The 21,007-nt window shown below is 65.4% G+C and carries 19 protein-coding genes; 7 read left to right on the top strand and 12 right to left on the bottom strand.

Annotated elements, in window-relative coordinates; all coding sequences use genetic code 11:
* Nucleotides 1-53: 53 nt before the first annotated feature.
* The 6 genes from ACP159_RS13120 to ACP159_RS13095 all read right to left on the bottom strand — a co-directional run bounded on the left by ACP159_RS13120 (nt 54) and on the right by ACP159_RS13095 (nt 6,529).
* A complete protein-coding gene (locus ACP159_RS13120; protein ID WP_425100177.1) occupies nt 54-932 on the bottom strand; it encodes a substrate-binding domain-containing protein in 879 nt (292 codons plus the stop codon).
* Nucleotides 933-982: 50 nt separating this feature from the next.
* Entirely contained in the window at nt 983-1,792 is an 810-nt protein-coding gene (locus ACP159_RS13115; RefSeq protein ID WP_425100176.1) for a substrate-binding domain-containing protein, read from the bottom strand.
* Between the two features lie 22 nt (nt 1,793-1,814).
* The gene (locus ACP159_RS13110) at nt 1,815-2,570 is read right to left on the bottom strand and encodes an ATP-binding cassette domain-containing protein (RefSeq protein ID WP_425100175.1); all 756 of its coding nucleotides are present in this window, start codon (nt 2,568-2,570) and stop codon (nt 1,815-1,817) included.
* Nucleotides 2,563-3,270, bottom strand: a complete 708-nt coding sequence (locus ACP159_RS13105; protein WP_425100174.1) for an ABC transporter permease — start codon at nt 3,268-3,270, stop codon at nt 2,563-2,565. The genes ACP159_RS13110 and ACP159_RS13105 overlap by 8 nt, the downstream gene beginning before the upstream one ends.
* Nucleotides 3,271-3,448: 178 nt before the next feature.
* On the bottom strand, nt 3,449-4,837 hold the full coding sequence (locus tag ACP159_RS13100; protein WP_425100173.1) for a hypothetical protein: 1,389 nt from the start codon (nt 4,835-4,837) through the stop codon (nt 3,449-3,451).
* 180 nt (nt 4,838-5,017) lie between these two features.
* On the bottom strand, nt 5,018-6,529 hold the full coding sequence (locus ACP159_RS13095) for a malonate--CoA ligase (protein ID WP_425100172.1): 1,512 nt from the start codon (nt 6,527-6,529) through the stop codon (nt 5,018-5,020).
* A 62-nt stretch (nt 6,530-6,591) separates the two neighbouring features.
* On the opposite strand from ACP159_RS13095, the gene ACP159_RS13090 reads away from it, so the two are divergent.
* Nucleotides 6,592-7,293: a hypothetical protein gene (locus tag ACP159_RS13090; RefSeq protein ID WP_425100171.1), complete on the top strand. Its 702-nt coding sequence runs from the start codon at nt 6,592-6,594 to the stop codon at nt 7,291-7,293.
* Between the two features lie 34 nt (nt 7,294-7,327).
* On the opposite strand, the gene doeA is transcribed toward ACP159_RS13090, so the two are convergent.
* On the bottom strand, nt 7,328-8,524 hold the full coding sequence (gene doeA / locus ACP159_RS13085) for an ectoine hydrolase DoeA (protein WP_425100170.1): 1,197 nt from the start codon (nt 8,522-8,524) through the stop codon (nt 7,328-7,330).
* Between the two features lie 176 nt (nt 8,525-8,700).
* Here doeA and ACP159_RS13080 point away from each other — a divergent pair, with 176 nt between their 5' ends.
* Nucleotides 8,701-9,465 (top strand): SDR family NAD(P)-dependent oxidoreductase, encoded by a 765-nt coding sequence (locus ACP159_RS13080; protein ID WP_425100169.1) that lies wholly within the window; start codon nt 8,701-8,703, stop codon nt 9,463-9,465.
* 221 nt (nt 9,466-9,686) lie between these two features.
* Here ACP159_RS13080 and ACP159_RS13075 read toward each other — a convergent pair whose 3' ends face one another.
* From ACP159_RS13075 to ACP159_RS13055, 5 genes are all read right to left on the bottom strand, one after another.
* Nucleotides 9,687-10,637, bottom strand: a complete 951-nt coding sequence (locus ACP159_RS13075) for a 2-hydroxyacid dehydrogenase (RefSeq protein WP_425100168.1) — start codon at nt 10,635-10,637, stop codon at nt 9,687-9,689.
* Between the two features lie 11 nt (nt 10,638-10,648).
* Nucleotides 10,649-11,818 (bottom strand): pyridoxal phosphate-dependent aminotransferase, encoded by a 1,170-nt coding sequence (locus ACP159_RS13070; RefSeq protein ID WP_425100167.1) that lies wholly within the window; start codon nt 11,816-11,818, stop codon nt 10,649-10,651.
* A gap of 93 nt (nt 11,819-11,911) precedes the next feature.
* On the bottom strand, nt 11,912-12,889 hold the full coding sequence (locus ACP159_RS13065; RefSeq protein ID WP_425100166.1) for a LysR substrate-binding domain-containing protein: 978 nt from the start codon (nt 12,887-12,889) through the stop codon (nt 11,912-11,914).
* 66 nt (nt 12,890-12,955) lie between these two features.
* Nucleotides 12,956-13,801 carry a fumarylacetoacetate hydrolase family protein gene (locus tag ACP159_RS13060; protein WP_425100165.1) on the bottom strand — a complete coding sequence of 282 codons (846 nt, stop codon included), beginning with the start codon at nt 13,799-13,801 and terminating at the stop codon, nt 12,956-12,958.
* A gap of 51 nt (nt 13,802-13,852) precedes the next feature.
* The gene (locus ACP159_RS13055; RefSeq protein ID WP_425100164.1) at nt 13,853-14,563 is read right to left on the bottom strand and encodes a GntR family transcriptional regulator; all 711 of its coding nucleotides are present in this window, start codon (nt 14,561-14,563) and stop codon (nt 13,853-13,855) included.
* Between the two features lie 231 nt (nt 14,564-14,794).
* On the opposite strand from ACP159_RS13055, the gene ACP159_RS13050 reads away from it, so the two are divergent.
* The 5 genes from ACP159_RS13050 (at nt 14,795) to ACP159_RS13030 (ending at nt 20,951) form a co-directional block, all read left to right on the top strand.
* Nucleotides 14,795-15,817 (top strand): TRAP transporter substrate-binding protein, encoded by a 1,023-nt coding sequence (locus tag ACP159_RS13050; RefSeq protein ID WP_425100163.1) that lies wholly within the window; start codon nt 14,795-14,797, stop codon nt 15,815-15,817.
* Between the two features lie 100 nt (nt 15,818-15,917).
* On the top strand, nt 15,918-16,730 hold the full coding sequence (locus ACP159_RS13045) for a TRAP transporter small permease subunit (protein ID WP_425100162.1): 813 nt from the start codon (nt 15,918-15,920) through the stop codon (nt 16,728-16,730).
* The gene (locus tag ACP159_RS13040) at nt 16,730-18,325 is read left to right on the top strand and encodes a TRAP transporter large permease (protein ID WP_425100161.1); all 1,596 of its coding nucleotides are present in this window, start codon (nt 16,730-16,732) and stop codon (nt 18,323-18,325) included. The genes ACP159_RS13045 and ACP159_RS13040 overlap by 1 nt, the downstream gene beginning before the upstream one ends.
* A gap of 108 nt (nt 18,326-18,433) precedes the next feature.
* A complete protein-coding gene (locus ACP159_RS13035; protein ID WP_425100160.1) occupies nt 18,434-19,384 on the top strand; it encodes a phytanoyl-CoA dioxygenase family protein in 951 nt (316 codons plus the stop codon).
* 76 nt (nt 19,385-19,460) lie between these two features.
* Nucleotides 19,461-20,951 carry a UxaA family hydrolase gene (locus ACP159_RS13030; RefSeq protein WP_425100159.1) on the top strand — a complete coding sequence of 497 codons (1,491 nt, stop codon included), beginning with the start codon at nt 19,461-19,463 and terminating at the stop codon, nt 20,949-20,951.
* Nucleotides 20,952-21,007 lie beyond the last annotated feature (56 nt).

Raw genomic sequence — 21,007 nt, 5'->3', positions numbered from 1 at the left:
CACAAGATGCGGCAAGCGTCCGACGCGTTAACCACAACGCCCGGGGCGTTAACCTATCCGTTCCACCGCACCGCGCCGAAGGCGCTGACGTCATAGCCCCCGAGACTGGCCGCACGGGCCCGGAACGCATCACCTGAACAAAACGCCACAAGCCTCTGCAAAGGCGCATCAAAATACGCCTTTCGATCCACGAGAAGCGCGAATTCCTCCTCCAGAACCGGGCAAAACTCCAGCCCATAGCCCCGCGCCACCGCCTCCAGCCCGAAGGCCACATCCCCGAGCCCGCGCCGCACCTGTTCCACCGCCTCATCCTCCGTCCGCGCCAGCTCTCCGAAGCGCAGGTCTTCGAGCGCGATCCCCTCTTCGGCGATCAACTGACGGAACAGGCAATCGGTGCCGGACTGGCCCTGGCGCGGCACCACGATCTTGCCCGCAAGATCCTGCAAAGACGTGATTTTCTCGCCGCTGCGATACACCAGCCCGCGGGCCCGCGTGGCAAACTGCAGCAAGACCGCATCCGTCCCGGCGGCCTTCTCCCGCACCACCGGCACGTTCCAGACGCCGCTCGCGCCGCGCACATGCAGCCCTGCCGCGACGCCCTCTCCCGCGACGAATCGCGCGACGCCGTCCAGGCTGCCGTCGAAGTAATGCGCGAGTCCGCAGCCCGACTGGCGCAAGGCCCAGTCCAGCAGCGGGTCGTGACTGCCGAGGACAACCCCGGGCCGGACCGTGACTGCGGCCTGGCCAGAGGTTTCCCGCTCAAGCCAGGATCGTATTTCTTCTTTCGGGAACAAGAGCTTGCCGGTTGCTCTTGAACAAGGGACCGCACCGGACGCAGCCAGATCGTAGACCTTCCGCTCCTTCAGCCGCAGTAAATCGGCCAGTTCCCTGACCGTCAGGTAGTCATGCGGCGGAAAATCGGTGTGGCTCATGTCACCCGGCAATGTTGGCGGGGAAATCCGTTCCCCGCCAAAGGGTTATATCACTGCTTCGGCGCGTTCGGGAAGAAAAGCTGCTGATCGGCGATCTTGTACCCGGCAATCGCCTCCTGCCCCTCGGCGGACACCAGCCAATCCGAGAACGCCTGCGCCGCCTCGACCTTCACCGCAGGGCACTTCTCCGGGTTCACCGGGATCACGCCGTACTGGTTGAACATGTCCTCATCCCCTTGAACTTGCACGGAATAATCCTGCTTGTTCTCGAAGCTGATCCAGGTCGCCCGGTCGGTCAGAACGTAGGCGCCCATGCCGATCCCGGCGTTCAGCGTCGCGCCCATGCCCGAACCGGTCTCGCGATACCACTCGCCCGACCCGGCCTTCGGATCGACACCGGCATCGGCCCAGAGCGCCACCTCCTTCTTGTGCGTGCCCGAATCGTCGCCGCGCGAGGCAAACAACGCACCGCTCTCCGCAATCTTCGTCAGCGCCCCCTGCACGTCCTCCATGCCATGCACGCCAGCAGGATCGCTTTCCGGGCCGACGATGACAAAATCGTTGTACATCAAATCGGTACGGGTCGTTCCGTATCCAGCCGCGACGAATTTCTCCTCCGACGGCTTGGCATGGACAAGCAGCACATCGCCGTCGCAATTCTCCGCGTTCTTGATCGCCTGCCCGGTGCCCACGGCCACCACATTGACGGTGATGCCGGTCTTGTCGGTAAAGATCGGCAACAGGTAATCGTACAGGCCGGAGTTGGCGGTCGACGTCGTGGATTGCACGATGATCGACTCCTGCGCGAAAGCGGGGCTGGCCAAGGCCAGCAGCGCCAGGGTCGTCAGGGTCTGTTTCATGGGTCTCTCCCTTTTGGTCCGGTCAGACAGACAACCTGCCCGCCAGGTAATCCCGCCCCGCCGCGCTGCGGGGGGCCTCGAAAAACTGTTTTGCATCCGTATGTTCCGCGACGCGGCCTTTGCTCAGGAACACCACGTCGTCGCCCATGCGCCGGGCCTGCCCGAGATCGTGGCTGACGAAGATCACCCGCAGATCACGGGTCAGCGCATCCCGGACGATGTCTTCGATGGCCCGGGTCGAGGCGGGATCGAGGCTGGCGGTTGGCTCGTCGAGGAACAGCACCTCCGGCTCCACAGCCAGCGCCCGCGCCAGAGCCAATCGCTGCGCCTCCCCGCCGGAGAGCAACCGCGCGGGCTGTTTCGCCTTGTGCAGCAAACCGACGTGATCGAGGAGCGCATCGCGGCGGCTGCGGTCCTTGCCCCGGCTGCGCAGCACGAAGTCGAGGTTCGCGGCAACGGAACGGCGCAGCAGAACGGGCTTCTGGAACACCATGGCCTGCCGCGTGGCCACCGCTGCGGCGCTCTGACCGCCCCAGAAGACCGTGCCGGAGTCCGGGTCAAGAAGCCCGTGCAAGACCCTGAGAAGAAGGGTCTTTCCCGCGCCATTAGAGCCCATGATCATGGTGCAGCCACCGGGCATCAGGTCGAGCGATACGCCATCCAGAACCGCTGTCCCGCCCCGCATCAGCCGCAGGTCACGGACTGTCAGCGGCAGAAGCCCCCGCGCCGATTCCGTGTCAGCGATCCGGCTCGTATGATGCAGCGCGAGGTCAGACATAGGCCTGCCGCACCGCACTCATCCGGACGGAGAACACCGCCGCATTCACGCCCAGCGCAATGACCAGCAGCACGATCCCCAAGGCCAGCGCCATGCTCAGGTCCCCCTTGGAGGTTTCCAGCGCGATGGCCGTGGTCATCACCCGAGTCAGGTGGTCGATGTTGCCGCCGACGATGATCACCGCCCCGACCTCCGCCACCGCCCTGCCAAAGCCCGCAAGGCCCACGGTCAGCAGCGAATAGCGCGCATCCCAGAGCAGAGCCTGGACGGTTTGCGCCGTGGTCAGGCAAAGCGAACGGAACTGTTCGGCGTATTCCGTGTGCAGGTCTTCGAGTACCTGCCGCGAAAGCGCGGCGACGATGGGCGTGATCAGGATGGTCTGCGCCACGATCATGGCGGTCGGTGTGTAGAGCAAGCCGAGGAAACCAAGCGGCCCGGAACGGGAGAAATGCAGGTAGACGAGCAGGCCGACGACCACCGGCGGCAGCCCCATCAGCGCGTTCAGCAGGATCAGCGCCGCACCGCGCCCCCGGAACCGCGCGATCGCCAGCCAGGCGCCGAGCGGCAGACCGATGAGGCAGGCCAGCGCCGTGGCGGTGAGACTCACGCGAAGCGATAGGCCGACGATCTCGAACAGATCGCCGTCGCCGGACAACACCAGCGCAACCGCAAGGCCGAACGCCTCTCCCAGATCTTGCAAAATTTCCCTCCCGCCCGGTTCGAGTCCGGTATTTCGGGAAACTTTGCAACAGGGCAACCGGGTCTGCAACCCTATTGTTTGGGGTAAAAGCGCTCCATCGCCCCGAAAACGCGCGGCAGGACGAGATTTCCGGCTGGAGATCACTGCATAATTTCCGACACCGGACCAGGGCCCGAATTCAGCGCAGGATCACGATCGCCACGGCGAGCCAGACCGCCCCGAGCGTGTAGAACAACCCGTTCCAGCGCCAGGCGATCTCGAAGGAAGTCTCCTTCGAGTATTGCGACATGAACAGCGTCGTGCCGGACAGGGGCGAGACCGAGGTGCCCATGCCCCAGAGCGTCATGAACACGCCGCCCAGCATCGGCAGCGGCAGGCCGAGCGCCACCGGGTCCGCCACGGTGGTGAAGACCACCAGCAGGATGATGGGGTGAAACCCGAGCGCGCAGACCGCGAGATACACCCAGATCATCAGCAGGATGTCCAGCATGTCGACCCCGGTCGACAGCCCGGCCCAAGGCAGGGCGCTGGTGGTGTCATGATCCCGCGGCAGCGCCGTCGAGATGGCTGTGCCAAAGATGTTCGCGGCCACGAAAAGCGTGCTTTCGGTGCGCATCCCGGGATAGCTCGTCACCACGCTGCGTGCGACCTCCGCAATGCGGGCGCGGCCGGCGAGGCCGTGGATCAGCAGCAGCCAGACCAGCCCGAACCCCGGCGCCGCGAGGGCAATGGCCGTGGTCAGCCGCAGGCCAGCGACGTCGATCAGGGTCAGGGTCGTCGCGAACAGCAGCAGGATCGCCAGCAATGTCCGCCCCGCCGCACCCCGAAGCGCCGGCATCGGCTCCAGCGCGGCCCGCGGCGCACTCCTTGTCCGGCGCTGGGTCAGCCGGTCAAAGACCGTGGCCCAGACCAGGAATCCAAAGGCGATGAAGGCGCCGTAGGGCGCCATCTGATACCACGATACGCCCGGCAGGCTGGCCAGCACCACGGCGGTGCCGACGAGGAAGGGGGACCAGCTTGCCGCCGTGCTGAAGCCCCAGAGGATCGCGCAGCGCATGCGGCGTCCGACCTTCGGGTCGTCGTCGACATCATCGAGGATCGGCGTCAGCAGCGCCATTCCGGCAAGGTTGAAACCCGCCCCGAGGACATGCGCCGCACTGTTGACCGCCGTGAAACGGTGGCCCGGCTGCATCCGTCCAAGCCCCCGGCGCAGCGCCAGCAGCGACGGGCTTTCCCCGGCGGCCGCCCGCAGCCAACCGACCGAAGCGAAGATCAGGATGAAGGGCAGCGTCTTCAGCACGCCCTGCGACAGGATCGGCCAGAGTTGCCCCTCCCGCAGGCCGACCCCCACGGCGGCCAGCAGCAGCAGGCTCGCCGCGATCTGTTGCGGGCGGCGGATGCGGGTGAACTCGAGCAGCACAAAGCCGACGAGCGCGACCCCGGCCAACGCCAGCAGCGCCCGGATCGACAGCAGGTCGCCCAGCGTCGCCAGCACCGCCGCCGCCGTGAACAGCACCAGCGAGACCGGCCGCGGCGCCGATTGCGCGAAGACGGTGGACAGCTTCATGCGCCGCGGCTTTCATCACGCGGGCGCACGGAACGGCATCGGGCAATCGCTTGCGCCGCAACGGACATCTGGAAAAACACGCCTCCGGGGTTTCCTGTGCCTGCCTGTGGCAAATGCCGGCGCGGCAGGTCATCCCATGCTGCGCCGGATCGCCCGGAGGGACAAGACCCCCGGCGCGGATCAGGTGCGGAACAGGTCTCTGTACGTCTCGCGCAGCACGTTTTTCTGCACCTTGCCCATGGTGTTGCGGGGCAGCTCCGGCAGGGTGATGTAGCGGCGCGGGTGCTTGAACCGGGCAAGGCGCGTCTCGCAGGCCGCCCGCAGCGCCGTCTCCTCCGGCTCCGCACCCCTTGCCGGGACAACCACCGCCACCACCGTCTCGCCGAAATCCGGGTGCGGCACGCCGATCACGGCGGTTTCCAGCACCCCCGGCACCTCGTCGAGCACCAGCTCGATTTCCTTGGGATAGATGTTGTAGCCGCCGGAGATGATCAGGTCCTTGCCCCGCCCGACGATGGTGACATACCCATCCTCGCCCTGCGTGCCGAGATCGCCGGTGATGAAGAAGCCATCGTCGCGCAGTTCGGCGGCGGTCTTCTCGGGCATCTGCCAGTAGCCCTTGAACACGTTGTCCCCGCGCACCTCGATCACGCCGACGTCGCCGCGCGGCAGTTCCGCGCCGGTCTCGGGATCGCAGACCTTCAGCTCCACCCCCGGCAGCGGCAAGCCCACCGTCCCCGCGCGGCGCTCGCCGTCGTAGGGATTGGAGGTGTTCATGTTGGTCTCGGTCATGCCATAGCGTTCGAGGATGCGGTGGCCGGTGCGCTGCTCGAAACGCACATGGGTTTCCGCCAGCAGCGGTGCGGAGCCGGAAATGAACAGGCGCATGCCCCGCGTCAGATCGCGGTCGAAGCGGGGATCGTCGAGCAGGCGGGTGTAGAAGGTCGGCACCCCCATCAGGCTCGTCGCCTCGGGCATCCGGGCGATCAACTGATCGACGTCCGGTTTCGGCAGGAAGATCATCGCCCCGCCCGCCAACAGCATGACGTTGGTGGCCACGAACAGCCCGTGGGTGTGGAAAATCGGCAGCGCGTGCAGGAGCACATCCTGCGCCGTGAACCGCCAGTGCGCCACCAGCGTTTCGGCGTTGGACAGCAGGTTCTTCTGCGTCAGCATCGCGCCCTTGGAGCGCCCCGTGGTGCCGGAAGTGTAGAGGAAGGCGGCGAGGTCGTCCTCACCCCGCGCCACCGTGTCGAACTGCTCCGGCCTGTCCTTCGCCGCCTGCGTCAGCGTCCCGCTGCCATCCGCCGCCAGCGTCATCAGCGCCGCGCCGAGGCCCTCGACCATCGGGCGCAGGTCGCCCTCCTTGCGAGGATCGCCCACCACCAGCCGCGCTCCGGAGTTCTTGATGAAATAGGACAGCTCGTCCCGCGTGTAGGCGGTGTTCAGCGGCAGGAAGACCACGCCCGTCTGCGCACAAGCGGCATAAAGCGCCAGCGCCTCCGGCGATTTCTCCACCTGCGCCGCCAGCCGGTCCCCGGGTGCGAGCCCCTGCCCCACCAGCACATGTGCCAGCTGCGCCACGCTCCGCAGGAAGGCGTCGTGGCTCAGCGTCTCGCCCGAAGGCAAGTGCAGGAACGGCGTGTCCCGTCCGGCATGGGCGCCGAACAGGCGGTCATAGAGCGGGTTCATGGGCTGTCCTACGTTACATCTCGGCTGAGTTGGTTTTGCGCCACTTGCGTCCCATCGTAAAGATGCATGTGCCGGAACGGAAATCCGGCACCAAAGGCATCAAAACCGACTGGCGGCGGAAAACGAGCAGCCCAGAACTCGGAACGATCCATGCCAAGAGCCAGGACCTTGCCGATCTGTTTCATGCACGGTGCAACGTGCAGTCCGGATTTGCCGAAATTGAAAAGGCTCCGGCATATGCCCATTCGGAGATCGCCAACACGCCACGTCTGGCAGCCGCAGCCAACACACTCAAAGGATGGACGGGTCTGGCGGAGTATTCGATGGCGCGAAGAAACGCGTCAAAGGAGGGGAGAGATCTGCTGGGCGCGTATTTGGCCACCCGTTCCGCAGGGTATCTCTTTGAATTCAAGATGGCTTGGATGAAAGATGGAAAATCCCAGCTTGTGCATTACAGCGGAGACCCCGTGTTTCAAGCCAAGGATCAAATTGCAGCGCTCGATCACCCTGATGGCGATGCTCAGAACCACGGATATTCGTCGTTTTTTGGCACATTCCTGGTGCCGTCTCTCGACAAGGACAGCGCGCGCAAACGAAAAGACGTTTTCAATGATCTATGTGAATTATGTAAGGACAAGGGCTTTTATGCTTATGCGGTGTTCTCTCCCGCACTTCCACGGAAGGCACTCCTGCGCGGGCCGAATCGAGAATTCAGACCCGCCATTGCAATCGACGTGACGAAATACCGTTCGAATAATCAATGAACGCTTCCATCACGCCGCTGTCGCCCGGCCCCGTTCAGTCCTTCACCAGCATCTTGCGCGGCATGTCGCAGAAGACTTCCGGCGCGCCGTCGGTGATGGCGATGGATTCCGTGGTCTCGTAGCCCCAGCTCTCCATCCACAGGCCGGTCATGAAATGGAAGGTCATGCCGGGCTTCAACTCGGTCATGTCCCCGCGCCGCAGCGACATGGTGCGCTCCCCCCAGTCCGGCGGATAGCTCAGCCCGATGGAATAGCCGCAGCGGTTGTCCTTGACGATCCCGCGCTTGTCCAGGGAGTTGAAGAAGGCGTCGGCGATGTGATGGCAGGTGTTCCCGGCCCGCGCCGCCTCCAGCCCCGCGTCCATGCCTTCGAGCACCGCCTCTTCCGCGTCGAGGATCTCCTGCGGCGGCTTGCCGAGGAAGATCGTGCGCGACAGCGGCACGTGGTACCGCTGGTAGCAGCCGGCGATCTCGAAGAAGGTGCCCTCGTTCGCCTTCATCGGCAGGTCATCCCAGGTGAGATGCGGCGCGGCGGCATCCGGCCCCGACGGGAGCAGCGGCACGATGGCCGGATAGTCGCCGCCATGGCCATACCATTCGTCATACCGCAAACCGGCGTCATAGATCTCCGCCACCAGATCGCACTTGCGCACGCCAACTTCTACCTTCTGCGCGATGCGGTGATGCATGCGCTCGACGATCCGCGCGGCCTGGCGCATGTAGTCGAGTTCCTTCTCGGACTTCACCGCCCGTTCCCAGTTGATGAAGCCGGTGGCGTCCTTGAACTTGGCATTCGGCATGCCCGAGGTCAGCCGCTCGTGGGCGCGGGCGGAATACCAGTAGTTGTCCATCTCCACGCCGATGGTGCCCTTGGCGAGCCCCATGTCGGTGAGCTTTTCGCACAGGTACTCCATCGGATGGCGCTCCGTGGACTGCACGTAGTGATCGGGATAGCCGATGACATTGTCGCGGGAGACCCAGACGGTCCGGTAAGCTCCCTGCGCATCCTGCCCCCGTCCGAACCAGATCGGATCGCCACTCGGCGGAACGATGACGCATTGGTGCACATAGAAGGACCAACCACCGTAGCCGGACACCCAGGACATGTTCGACGGGTCCGACAGGATCAGCATGTCGTAGCCCTGCGCCTCCATCCTGGCCCGGATACGGGTCAGGCGTGCGCGATACTCCTCGGTGGTGTAGCGTTCGGGGGTGCGTTGCAGCTTGTTCATGAGAGGTCTTTCCAAGGCCGCCGAAGCGGGTTGCCGTCCCGTGATCCTGTCAATCCGCGGCGCCGCGTGCAAGGGTCCGTGTTCCCTCGCTCCGGGAAATCCCGTGTTTGCCCTTCCAACCCGCGCGGTCCTGACGGAATATGCCGCCGGAGCCGCGACTTGGGAGGGCCGCCGACATGACCGACTTTGCACGTTACCCCAGCCTCAGGGGCATCCCCGTGCTCATCACCGGCGGCGCGTCCGGGATCGGCGCGGCCATGGTCGAGGCCTTTGCCAGGCAGGGATCGAAGGTCGGCTTCGTCGATTTCGATGTGGCGGCGGCCGAGGCCCTGCTGAACCGGCTCGCCCCTTTGCAGGCCGACATCGCCTTCGAGCCCTGCGACCTGCGCGACATCGACGCGCTCCGGACAGCCTTTGCCAGGCTCGACGCCGCGCTCGGCGCGCCGCTGGTGCTGGTCAACAACGCCGCCCGCGATGACAGGCACGGCTGGGACACGGTGACGCCCGAGTTCTGGGACGAGCGGATGGCCACCAACCTGCGCCACCAGTTCTTTGCCATCCAGACCGTGGCTCCGGGCATGATCGCGGCAGGGCGCGGCTCCATCATCAACCTGGGCTCGGTGAGCTGGATGATGCCGCAAGGCGGGATGCCGGCCTATACGACGGCGAAGTCGGCAGTGCACGGGCTGACACGCGGCCTGGCCCAGGATCTCGGCAAACACCGCATCCGGGTGAATGCGATCCTGCCGGGCTGGGTCGTGACAGAGCGCCAGCGTCAGCATTGGCTGACGCCGGAAGCGGAAGAGAAGCACTTCGAACGGCAGCTGCTGCCCGACCTGATCGAGCCGGAGTACCTTGCGAACATGGCCCTGTTCCTGGCGTCCGACGATTCGGCCATGTGCACCGCGCAGAGCTTCATCGTGGACGGCGGCACGGTCTGAGGGATTTCGCCTCGCTTGCGCGAGGCGACCGGCCGCCCTTCGGGCGGTAAAGGCGCCCGCGGCGCCTGCAGGGGCTCTGCCCCTACGCCCCTGCGGGGCTACCCCGCGGTATTTTCGGACCAAAGAAGACAAGGCGTGGCGCCTGGCATTCCAATTGCTGCAAATATCCCGTGGGAGCCCCGCAGGGACGTGGGAGCGGAGCTCCCGCAGGCGCAGCCTGTTCAGTTCACCGGGGTCTTGAGCGGCTTGCCTTCGAGGCAGGCCGTGACGTTTTCCAGCTGAAGCATCGCCATGGCGCGGCGGGTTTCGACCGTGCCGGAGCCCTGGTGCGGTTGCAGGTGGACCTGATCCAGCGCGAAGAAGCGCGGGTTGACCTTCGGCTCGCCGACGAAGACGTCGAGGCCCGCGCCAGCGATGCGGCCCTGTTCGAGCGCGTCGAGCATGGCGTCCTCGTCGATGGTGGTGCCGCGCGAGATGTTGACGATGACACCGCGGGGTCCGAGGGCGTCGATGGCTTCGCGGCTCACGGTGTTCACCGTCTCCGGGCCACCGACGATGGCGACGACGAGGAAGTCTACCGCGCTGGCGAGGCTGACCACGTCATTGCCGTGGTAGGTCCAGCCCGGCGTTTCCTTCTCGGAGCGCGAAGTGTAGTGAATCTCCATCTTGAAGGCTGCCAGACGGTCCGCGATCTCGCGGCCGATGCGCCCGAGGCCGACGATCCCGGCCTTGTTCCCCGACATCTTGCGGTTCAGCGGCAGCTCGCCTTTCTGCGGCCATTCGCCCCTGCGCACCCGCGCGTCGCCTTCCACCATGTTGCGGCATTGCGCCAGCAGCATGGCGACGGCGAGGTCGGCCACGTCGTCGTTCAGCACGTCCGGGGTGTTCGTCACCTTGACACCGCGCGCCGTGGCGTCGGCGACGACGATCTGGTCGTAGCCCACGCCGAAGTTCGCGATGACTTCGAGGTTCGGCAGCAGGTCCATGCCTGTGCCGTCGAAGCGGTAGTGGCCACGGTAGGCCACGGCGCGGACTTGCGCGCGGGTCTCGGCGTCCATCGCGGCCAGTTCGTCGAAGTCCTTGGCAAACACGGAAGCATGCGCGGCCTCGAGGCGGGCGCGGTCTTCGGCGGTGGTGCCGCCGCCGAGGATCAGGAGGGGGGTGCGGCTCATGTCGGTCCCTTTCAGAGCAGTTTCGCGATGCGGTCCAGCGCTTCGCGGATGTTGTCGGCGGAGTTGGCGTAGGAGAAGCGCAGGTAGCCCTCCCCGTATTTGCCGAAGGAGGTGCCGGAGACGGTGGCGACACCGGCCTCGTCGAGGAAGCGGTTCTGCGCCTCCATGGAGGTCAACCCGGTGCCTTCGATGTTCGGGAAGGCATAGAAGGCCCCTGCCGCATCGGCGCAGCGCACGCCCGGCAGGGCGTTCAGGCCATCGACGATGATCCTGCGGCGTTCATCGAAGTGCCTAAGCATCTCGTGCACAGCGTCCTGCGGGCCTTCGAGCGCCGCGATCCCGGCGAACTGGGTGGCGGCGTTGACGCAGGAGTGGTCGTTGATGCACAGGCGCGTGACATGGTCGACGCAGGCGTCGGGCCAGACCGCGTAGCCGAGGCGCCAGCCGGTCATGGCGTAGGTCTTCGACCAGCCGTCGAGCATGATCAGCCGGTCGCGGATTTCCGGATACTGCAGCAGCGAGACATGTTCGCGGCCACCATAGAGCATGTTCGAATAGATCTCGTCCGACATCAGCGCGACATTCGGATGCGCTTCCAGCCCCTTGACCAGCTTGTCCACCTCCTCGCGGGGCGTAACGCCGCCGGTCGGGTTCGCGGGCGAGTTGATGATGATCAGCGAGGTGCGCTCGGTGATCTGGCCGAGGACCTCTTCGGCGGAGAAGGCGAAGCCGTTCTCTTCCTTCAGGGCGATCGGCACCGGCGTCGCGCCGGAATACTTGATGACGGATTCGTAGATCGGGAAGCCCGGATTGGGGTACATGATCTCCGCGCCCGGCTGGCCGAACATCAGGCAGGCGAAGAACATCGTCGGCTTGCCGCCGGGCTGGATGACGACGTTGTCCGGGTTCACCTCAACGTTGTGACGGCGGTGCAGGTCAGCGGCGACGGCTTCGCGCAGCTTCGGCAGGCCGTTGGCCGGGGTATAGCCGTGATGGCCGTCCCGCAGCGCCTTGATCCCGGCCTCGACGATATGCTCCGGCGTCTGGAAATCCGGTTGGCCGATGCCGAGGTTGATGATCGAGCGGCCTTCGGCGGCGAGCTTGCCGGCGCGGGCCAGCACCATGAAGGCGGATTCGGTGCCGAGCCGGGACAGGCTGTCGGCGAACTTGAGTTGTGTCATTGATGTCCTCCCGGGGCGCATGTCCCGCCCGCTCGGCAATTTGGTATACCAAAGTTTTCGCTGGGGCCAGAGGCAATGGTCCCGGTCAAAGCGTCAGCTTTCGCCGCCAAAGACCAGCCAGTCGGCGGCGCTGATGTCGTCGATCTGCAGGGCGTGGGCCTTGGCGATCCGGGCGACGGCGCGGTCGTGCTCGGCGGCCTCCATGGCCAGCCAGTCGAGGAACAGCCGCACGGCGCGGCGCGAGAGGTTACGCTCCGGGCACAGCGCCCAGTAGGCCGGGAAGCGCAGCACCGGCAGATGCGGTGTGACAGGCACCAGCCTGCCCTCCTCCACTTCCTGCGCGGCCAGGGCGAGGGATTCGAGGCAGACCCCTGCCCCGTCCAGCGCCAGTTGCAGCGCCATGGACGAGCGGTCCATCAGGATGGACTTGCGGTTGGACGTGGTAGAGACGCCCATGCGCCAGAGCCAGACGTCCCACTGGCAGAGCGCGCGGGCGCTGTCGATCAGCCGGGCCTTGCCCAGACGCTGCGCCGGGTCTTCGGGCAGGCTTGCGAGGTATTCCGGGCTGCACAGCGGCAGGACGCAGTCGTGCAGGACGGCCCGTTCGGGGTAGCCCTGCCAGCCGCCGGGGCCGTAGCGGATGTCGAGATCCATGATCTCGCGCTCGAAGTCTGACGGGTCCGGGGCGGCGTCCACCCGCAGGTCCCAGTCGGGATGCTTGGCAACGAAGCCCGAAAGCCGGGGCCCGAGCCAGCGCACGCCGAAACTCGGCGTCACCCGAAGATTGAGCCGCCGCGCGTCACGGCTCTGGCCGAGATGCGCCTGCGCGTCGCGCAGCATCCGGATGGCGGCGGAGGAGGCCTGGAACAGCTGTTCGCCTTCGAGGGTCAGGCGCAGCGCCCGGCCCTGCCGCCGGAACAGCTTCACCCCCATCTGCTCCTCGAGCTGGCGGATCTGCTGGGAGACGGCGGAGGGGCTGACGGACAGCTCCTCCGCGGCGCGGCTCAGCGAGCCCCGCCGCGCGACGCATTCGAAATGCAGGTAGGCGTTGAGACTGGGCGGGCGGGCCATGTCAGCGGTCCGGGCGGGACGGTGAGCAGAATTTTAGCCTAAAATTCTGCTCACCGTCTGCGCCGGTCATTCTGCGGCGACGGCGGTCTGCTTCTGGCGGCCGAGGCCATGGACCTCGATCTCCATCACGTCGCCCGGCTTGAGGAAGCGCTGTGGCTTCATGCCCATGCCGACGCCGGAGGGCGTGCCGGTGGCGATGATGTCGCCCGGCTGCAGTTCCATGAACTGGCTCATGTAAGAGACGATCTCGCGTACGGAGAAGATCATGTCCGAAGTGTTGCTGTCCTGAACGGTCTCGCCGTTCAGATCGAGGCTCACGCGCAGGCTCTGCGGATCGCCCACCTCGTCGGCGGTGACGAGATACGGACCGACAGGGCCAAACGTCGGCGCGGACTTGCCCTTGATCCACTGGCCGAGCTTCTCGATCTGGAACTCGCGCTCCGACATGTCGTTGATCGTGCAGTAGCCCGCGACGTAATCGAGCGCGTCTTCCTCGGAGACGTAGGAGGCTGTCTTGCCGATCACCACGCCCAGCTCGACTTCCCAGTCGGCCTTGGTCGACTTGCGCGGGATGATGACGTCGTCATAGGGGCCGGAGAGGGCCGAAGTCGCCTTCGAGAACAGGATCGGCTCCGCCGGCGCGTCCATGCCGCTTTCCTTCGCGTGCAGCGCGTAGTTCAGGCCGACGCAGAAGAAGTTCGGCACCCAGGCGAGGCAGGACCCGATCCGGCCCGGCTCCTCGACCACCGGCAGCGCGTCGATGTCGAGCGCGCGGATGGCGTCGATGGCCTCCAGCGAAATGTCCTTGCCCGCGAAGTCCGGCACCTGCCCCGTGAGGTCGCGCACCTTTCCGTCGCTGCCGAGCACGCCGTGTCTTTCCTGTCCCTTCGGGCCAAAACGCAGAAGTTTCATGTCGATTCCTGTCCTTGCAGTTGAGTGTGGTTCGACGCCAGCGGCCGCCCGTCAGGCGGCGGGGCTGGGCAAATCGGGGTCGGGCCGGAGCGGCGCGGTCGCGGAGGGCGCGATGTCGTCCCGGTGCTCGAAAAAGTCCTGAACATTGATCAGCAGATGTTCGAGATGGCTGGAGAGATGACGGTGCACCGCCTCCGTGTCCCGGGCCTTGAGCCCGTCGACGATGCCGTTGTGCTGCGCCAGCACCCGGTCGCGCGAGCGCTTGCGGCTGGCCGACAGATAGCGGGCCCGCCACAACCGCGACAGGATGGCGCCATGCACCTCCGCCAGCACCGGGTTGTTGGCGCCGCGCACGATGGCCTTGTGGAATTCCATGTCGAGCTCGAATACGTCGATCATGTCGATGTCGTCGTACAGCCGTTCCATGCGGCTCTGGATCTCGACGATCTCCTCGATCTGCGCGGCACTGGCCCGTTCCACGGCGAGCCGTCCCGACATCATCTCGAGCGCCGTCAGCACCTCGATGTTGTCGGCCACCTCCTGAAGGCTGAGCTGGGCCACGACCGGGCTGCGGGCGGGGCGCAGGATCACCAGGCCTTCCTTGGCGAGAATCCGAATCGCCTCGCGCATCGGTGTGCGGCTCACCCCCATCTCGGCGGCGTTGTCGCGCTCTTTAACTTGTGCCCCAGGCGCGAGTTTCCCGCGCAGGATGTCCCGGCGCAGTTGATTCGCGATCTGTTCCGGCAATGTCTCTTCCGGCATTCGGCTGCCTTTTCGGCTATTGTTCCAACACGGTTTGACCGTGTTCGCCCGCCCCCGCAAGGGCGACCTCCCATGAGCGAAATTTGGTATACCAAAAATCCTTGCCTGTCGACTGTGGTTTGGTTAGCTTGCCTCCGCAAGATGGTATACCATCTGGGAGCGACAGGGATTCTTCCCTGTCAGACTGTAAAAACAGGGTCGCTTGAGGAGGTGGCCCATGGGGAGGAAAACATGAAGCTCAAAACCCTTTTGAAGTCCGCAGCCGTGGCTGCGGTTGCCGTCACCGGCACCGCCGCTTTTGCCCAGGACGTCACCCTGCGCATCCAGACGCACTATGCGACCGAGCACCCGACCGGCAAGATGCTGGCCCAGTGGATCGACGACGTGCAGACGATGTCCGGCGGCGAAATCGCCATCGAGATGTTCTATTCGTCCTCCGTCGTCGCAACCACCGAAACCTTCGACGCGGCGATCAACGGCATTCTCGACTGTGACGCCACCGGCGGCGCCTACCAGACCGGCAAGAACCCCGCGTTCCAGTTCGTCGGCGACATCATGGGCGGCTACGACACCCCCTGGCAGCAGTACTCCTGGCTGTACTACGGCGACGGCTACGCCGCCGCGCAGGAGCTGTACAACGCCCAGAACATGCAGCTGATCGGTTGGTCCATCTACGGCCAGGAATCGCTGTCCTCCTCCAAACCGCTGCGCGGCTTCGAGGACCTCAAGGGCTGGAAGTTCCGTTCGCCCCCGGGCATGGAAACCGAGATCTTCGAAGGCATGGGCGCCTCGCCGATCGTGATGGACTTCACCGAGATCTTCACCGCGCTTGAAACCGGCATCATCGACGGCGCCGACGCCTCCGGCCTTGCCAACAACGTCGGCCTCGGTCTCTACGACATCGTCAAGCACGCCACCTACCCCGGCTTCCACTCGATGCCGTCGGACCACCTGGCGTGTAACCTCGACGTCTGGAACGGCCTGTCGGACAAGCACAAGCGCATCATCGACACCGCCTGGCAGAAGCTGTCCTTCCAGATCGCCCTGTCCAACGAAAAGGCCAACGCCGAAGCGGCGGCCAAGCTGCAGGAAGAGGGCGTGACCCTCTACAACTGGAGCGCCGAGGACCGCGCCGAGTTCCGCAAGGCAGCGCAGGTCGCCTGGGCGGATTGGGGCACCCGCTCGCCGGAAGCCGCAGCGCTGCTGGAAAGCCACAAGACGTACCTGACGCAGCTGGGCCTGATCAGCGAGTGATCTGACCGGCCTGTCATGCAGGTCCGAAGACATGCGGCGGGCCCCAGACCGGGGCTCGCCATTTTTTCACACCATCGAGAGCAGGGGGGAGGCAAATCCAATGACGGAAAACAGCCTCTGGTTGGGATCGCTCCGAGGGCCGGTCAAGAAGGCCGCCATCGGATTTGCGGGGCTCACAGCAGTAATCTACGTCTGGCTGGTGGCGAACCAGCTTCTGCGCGAAGGCGCAATCGGCATGCATGAGATGATCCGCCCGTCGCTCGGCGGTCCCATCGTGACGGTCATGCTCCTGTGCATCGCCGGCACGATGCTGTTCACATCGCTCTACCTGTCCGACACCCAGGGCGCGATCGAGGACAAGCCCGACGGCTTCTTCGACATCCTGTCGCTGGTGCTGTCGCGGATGGCGATGGTCTCCATCGCGCTGGTGGTGATCGTGATGTTCTACGAGGTGGTCTCGCGCTACGTCTTCTCGCGCCCGACACTCTGGGCCAACGAGCTGTCGCTCTGGATCGCCGCCTTCGTGTTCCTGCTGGCGGGTCAGTATGCCATGCAGCAGCGCAGCCACATCCGCATCTACGTCATCTACGACATCATGCCCCGCTGGGCCCAGAAGACCTGCGACGTCATCTCCGTCGCGCTGATCTGCGTCTTCACCTTCGCCCTGATCTGGGGGGGGTACAACGACGCGCTGCGCCGCATGCTGCGGATGGAGACCTTCGGCACGGCCTGGGACCCGGCCATTCCCGGCACCATCAAGCCCGCAATCCTCTTCTTCATCCTGCTGGTCACCCTCCAGGCGATCTCCAACCTGATCGCCGACTGGAACAAGGACCCGCAGCAGTTCCACAAAGATGACATCGACGAGACCGAGATCGAGAACATCCGCAAGACTCTCGAGGAGCCCAAGTAATGGTCGATATCGGTACGCTCTCCCTCATCCTGCTGCTGGGCATGTTCGCCCTGCTCGCCATCGGGATGCCGCTCGGCTTTGCCTCCGCCTTCCTCGCGGTCGTGACCCTGATCCTCAAGTTCGATGTCGACCTGCTGTTCCGGACCTTCGGGCAAGGCCCGCTTTCGGTGCTCGGCCAGGCGGTCTATCGCCAGATGACCAACTACGTGCTGATCTCGGTGCCGCTGTTCATCTTCATGGCGGCCCTTCTCGAACGATCGGGCATCGCGCGGGACATGTATGCCTCGCTGAACCAGTGGCTCAGCCGGGTGCGCGGCGGCATCGCCTTCGTGACCTCGATCATGGCCGTCATCATGGCGGCGATGTCGGGCATCATCGGCGGCGAAGTCGTCCTGCTCGGCCTGATCGCCCTGCCCCAGATGCTCAAGCTCAAGTACGACCAGAACCTCGCCATCGGCACCATCTGCGCGTCCGGGTCCCTCGGCACGATGATTCCGCCATCCATCGTCCTGATCTTCTACGGTCTCGTCACCGAGACCTCGATCAAGGCGCTGTTCACGGCGTCCTTCCTGCCGGGCTTCATGCTCGCCACCTTCTTCATCATCTACATCTTCGTCCGCACCCGGATGAACCCCTCGCTCGCGCCGCTGCCGCCCGAGGACCCGAACGATCCGCGCGGCCTGACCAAGGCGACGCTGTTCCTCGCCTTCCTGGCCCGCTTCACGACCTACGCGGCAATCGGCTTCATCGCGCTGATGCTGGTCATCGCGCTGATCAGCGGCGGGAAGATGTCCGATGACGGCGTGACCCCGATCTGGACCGTCATGATGGGCAAGATCACCACGCTTGCCATCGTCGCCGCCATTGGCTTTGCCGCAACACTGGTGCTCGGCAAGGAGCGCACCGCGAAGGGCTGGCACATGGGCAAGGGCCTCGTCGCGCCCATCGTCGTCGTCGGCGTGGTGCTCGGCTCGATCTATGGTGGCATCACCGGCATCACCGAGGCGGCGGCCATGGGCGTGATCGCGGTCTTCGTCATCGGTGCGCTGCGCCGCGAGATGACCTTCGACATCGTCTGGGACTCGCTGATGCGCACGCTGAAGTCGACCGGCACGATCATCTGGGTCACTATCGGTGCCTCGGCACTGGCCGCGGCCTATACCCTCGTGGGCGGCCCGACCTACGTCGCGAACATGATCGTCGGCGCCGACATGCCCACCATGGGCGTCATCCTCGTCATGATGTTCATCTTCCTCATCATGGGGATGTTCATGGACTGGGTCGGCATCGTGCTGCTGATCATGCCGGTGTTCCTGCCGATCGTGTTGAAACTTCCCGCCGAGGAGATCGGCTGGCTCGGCCATATCGAGGCGCGCTATATCCCGATCTGGTACGGCGTGGTGTTCTGCATGAACATGCAGGTCAGCTTCCTGTCGCCGCCCTTCGGCCCCGCGGCCTTCTATCTCAAGTCGGTCGCTCCGGCGCATATCTCGCTGACCGACATCTTCCGCGGCTTCCTGCCCTTCATCTGCCTGCAACTGCTGGCGCTGACGGTGCTGCTGGCCTGGCCGCCGATCGTCACCATCTTCCTGTGACCGCTGGCGCGGGCGGCCCGCCGCCGCCCGCGCCCTCCAAATTCCGTCCACGGAATTCGCAAAAGTCCTGCAAGACTTTTGCCCGCCCCAACCGGAAAGGGTCCGCGCATGACGCTGTTTCTGACCAAGGATCAAATCGGCTTTTTCGAAACCCAGGGCTATCTGGTCGTCGACGACGTTCTGGATGCGACCACGCTGGACGCGGTGAAGGCCGAATACGGCGCGCTCCTGGATGCCATGTACGACGACTGGCACAGGGCGGGCCGGGTGCCCCCCGCAGGGGATCAGGACTTCTTCGAAAAGCTGCTGACCGGCTACAAGGCCGGATGCGAGTGGTTCCAGCCCATGGACATCTCCCTGCCCGGCTCGAAGATCGAGGCCGACACGCCCTTCCACACCGGGCCCGCCGTCTTCGACATGCTGACGAACAGCCGCCTTCTGGACATGGTCGAGGACCTGATCGGCCCGGAACTGACCTCCACCCCGATCCAGCATGTGCGCCTGAAACCCCCGTCGAACATCCTGCGCGAGACCGAAACCACCGCGCATATCATGGCCACCGACTGGCATCAGGACCGCGCCGTCGCGCATGAGGAGGGCGACGAGACGCAGATCGTCACCGTCTGGCTCGCCATGATGGACGCGACGCCGGAGAACGGCTGCCTCAAGGTGATCCCTGGCAAGCCGCGCATGTACCCGCATTGCCCGAAGAAACAGACCTCCATCGCCGACGGCTTCATCAACGAGGCCGACGCCGTGGCGCTGCCGGTCAAGGCGGGCGGCGCGGTGCTGTTCCATCCGCTGACGCCGCATGCCTCCTTCGACAACACGTCGGGCGTCTTCCGCTGGAGCTTCGACATCCGCTACAACGTCACCGGCCAGCCCACCGGGCGGGCGCATTTCCCCGAATTCGTGGCCCGCTCCCGGGCCAACCCGGCCAGCGAATTGCGCGACTGGACGGTCTGGCAGGACAGCTGGCTGACCGCCCGCGCCGAACTGGCTCCGAAAGAGCACATCCCGATCCATCGCTGGACCGGCGACGCCCCCGCCTGCGCCTGACCTGCTGTTTCTTCTTGGTCCAAATACCCCAACGCACCCTCGCCACCCGAGCCTCCGTCAACCCAATGAGCCAGCCATGAAAACCGTTCGCCTGTCCGACGCCGACAATGTCGTCACCGCCATCGCCCCGCTCGAAGCGGGCGAGGATGGCGCAACCCAGCTGATCCCGCGCGGCCACAAGCTCGCCACGACCGACATCCCCAAGGGCGCGCCGGTCTACAAATACGCGCAGGTGATCGGCTACGCCGCCGAGGACATCGCGAAGGGCAGCCACGTCCACACCCACAACCTCGAATTCCGCAACGTCGATACCGAATACGAATTCGGCACAAACCTGCGACCCGCGCCCGTGGCCACCACCCGCGACACCTTCATGGGCTACCGCCGCCCCACCGGCCGCGTGGGCACGCGCAACTATATCGCCGTGCTGACCTCGGTGAACTGCTCCGCCACCGCCGCCCGCAAGATTGCCGAGCACTTCACCCCCGAGCGCATGGCCGCCTACCCGAATGTCGACGGCGTCGTGGCCTTCGTGCACGGCACCGGCTGCGCCATGGGCGGCGACGGCACCGGCTTCGAACTGCTGCAACGCACGCTTTGGGGCTACGCCCGCAACCCCAATGTCGGCGGTGTCCTGATGGCGGGGCTGGGCTGCGAGATGATGCAGATCGACTGGCTGATCGAAGCCTACGGGCTGACCCCGGGGCCGTTCTTCCAGACCATGAACATCCAGGACGTGGGCGGGCTGCGCAAGACCGTGGAACTCGGGATTGCCAAGATCGAGAAGATGCTGCCGCTGGTCAACGAGGCGCAGCGCGAAGAATGCCCGGCGTCCGATCTGATGGTCGGGCTAGAGTGTGGCGGCTCGGACGCCTGGTCCGGCATCACCGCCAACCCCGCCGTCGGCTACGCCTGCGACCTGCTCGTGGCGCAGGGCGGCACCGGGGTGCTGTCGGAGACACCGGAGATCTACGGCGCCGAGCACATGCTGACCGCCCGCGCCTCCTCGCGCGAGGTCGGCGAGAAGCTCATCGGCCTCATCAAGTGGTGGGAGGGCTACACCGCAAACGCGGGCGGCTCGATGGACAACAACCCCTCCCCCGGCAACAAGAAGGGCGGGCTGACGACCATCCTCGAGAAGTCCCTCGGCGCCTCCGCCAAGGGCGGCACCACGCCGCTGATGGGCGTCTACAAATACGCCGAGCCGGTGACGGCCAAGGGCTTCACCTTCATGGACAGCCCCGGCTACGATCCGGCGTCGGTGACCGGCATGATCGCCTCCGGCTGCAACCTCGTCGCCTTCACCACCGGACGCGGCTCCGCCTTCGGCTCCAAGCCCTCACCTTGCATGAAGGTCGCCACCAACTCCGAGATGTATGGCCGCCTGCACGAGGACATGGACGTGAACGCCGGGACCATCCTCTCGGACGGCAAGACCGTCGAGGAGGTCGGCCGCGAGATCTACGAGATGTGGCTGCGCATGGCGTCGGGCGAGAAGACCAAGTCCGAGTTGCAGGGCCTTGGCGATTACGAGTTCGTGCCGTGGCAGATTGGCGCGGTGATGTGAAATCTCCGGGATTTCGGGTCGCCTGACGCGACCCGACCGGGGGGGGGGGGGGGGGG

Source organism: Tropicibacter sp. S64, from assembly GCF_049803835.1.
In the GTDB taxonomy this organism is placed as follows: domain Bacteria; phylum Pseudomonadota; class Alphaproteobacteria; order Rhodobacterales; family Rhodobacteraceae; genus Pacificoceanicola.
The sequence above is the reverse complement of the archived record's forward strand: the minus strand, read 5'-3'. Positions and strand labels throughout refer to the sequence as shown.

What these genes read in the sequence shown, in the direction of transcription:
- ACP159_RS13050 (WP_425100163.1), top strand. Translation starts at nt 14,795, where the DNA reads ATGAAGCTCAAAACCCTTTTGAAGTCCGCAGCCGTGGCTGCGGTTGCC.
- ACP159_RS13080 (WP_425100169.1), top strand. Translation starts at nt 8,701, where the DNA reads ATGACCGACTTTGCACGTTACCCCAGCCTCAGGGGCATCCCCGTGCTC.
- ACP159_RS13070 (WP_425100167.1), bottom strand. Translation starts at nt 11,818, where the DNA reads ATGACACAACTCAAGTTCGCCGACAGCCTGTCCCGGCTCGGCACCGAA.
- ACP159_RS13110 (WP_425100175.1), bottom strand. Translation starts at nt 2,570, where the DNA reads ATGTCTGACCTCGCGCTGCATCATACGAGCCGGATCGCTGACACGGAA.
- ACP159_RS13040 (WP_425100161.1), top strand. Translation starts at nt 16,730, where the DNA reads ATGGTCGATATCGGTACGCTCTCCCTCATCCTGCTGCTGGGCATGTTC.
- ACP159_RS13100 (WP_425100173.1), bottom strand. Translation starts at nt 4,837, where the DNA reads ATGAAGCTGTCCACCGTCTTCGCGCAATCGGCGCCGCGGCCGGTCTCG.
- ACP159_RS13030 (WP_425100159.1), top strand. Translation starts at nt 19,461, where the DNA reads ATGAAAACCGTTCGCCTGTCCGACGCCGACAATGTCGTCACCGCCATC.
- ACP159_RS13065 (WP_425100166.1), bottom strand. Translation starts at nt 12,889, where the DNA reads ATGGCCCGCCCGCCCAGTCTCAACGCCTACCTGCATTTCGAATGCGTC.
- ACP159_RS13115 (WP_425100176.1), bottom strand. Translation starts at nt 1,792, where the DNA reads ATGAAACAGACCCTGACGACCCTGGCGCTGCTGGCCTTGGCCAGCCCC.
- ACP159_RS13075 (WP_425100168.1), bottom strand. Translation starts at nt 10,637, where the DNA reads ATGAGCCGCACCCCCCTCCTGATCCTCGGCGGCGGCACCACCGCCGAA.
- ACP159_RS13055 (WP_425100164.1), bottom strand. Translation starts at nt 14,563, where the DNA reads ATGCCGGAAGAGACATTGCCGGAACAGATCGCGAATCAACTGCGCCGG.
- ACP159_RS13090 (WP_425100171.1), top strand. Translation starts at nt 6,592, where the DNA reads ATGCATGTGCCGGAACGGAAATCCGGCACCAAAGGCATCAAAACCGAC.
- ACP159_RS13095 (WP_425100172.1), bottom strand. Translation starts at nt 6,529, where the DNA reads ATGAACCCGCTCTATGACCGCCTGTTCGGCGCCCATGCCGGACGGGAC.
- ACP159_RS13120 (WP_425100177.1), bottom strand. Translation starts at nt 932, where the DNA reads ATGAGCCACACCGATTTTCCGCCGCATGACTACCTGACGGTCAGGGAA.
- ACP159_RS13045 (WP_425100162.1), top strand. Translation starts at nt 15,918, where the DNA reads ATGACGGAAAACAGCCTCTGGTTGGGATCGCTCCGAGGGCCGGTCAAG.
- ACP159_RS13060 (WP_425100165.1), bottom strand. Translation starts at nt 13,801, where the DNA reads ATGAAACTTCTGCGTTTTGGCCCGAAGGGACAGGAAAGACACGGCGTG.
- ACP159_RS13035 (WP_425100160.1), top strand. Translation starts at nt 18,434, where the DNA reads ATGACGCTGTTTCTGACCAAGGATCAAATCGGCTTTTTCGAAACCCAG.
- doeA (WP_425100170.1), bottom strand. Translation starts at nt 8,524, where the DNA reads ATGAACAAGCTGCAACGCACCCCCGAACGCTACACCACCGAGGAGTAT.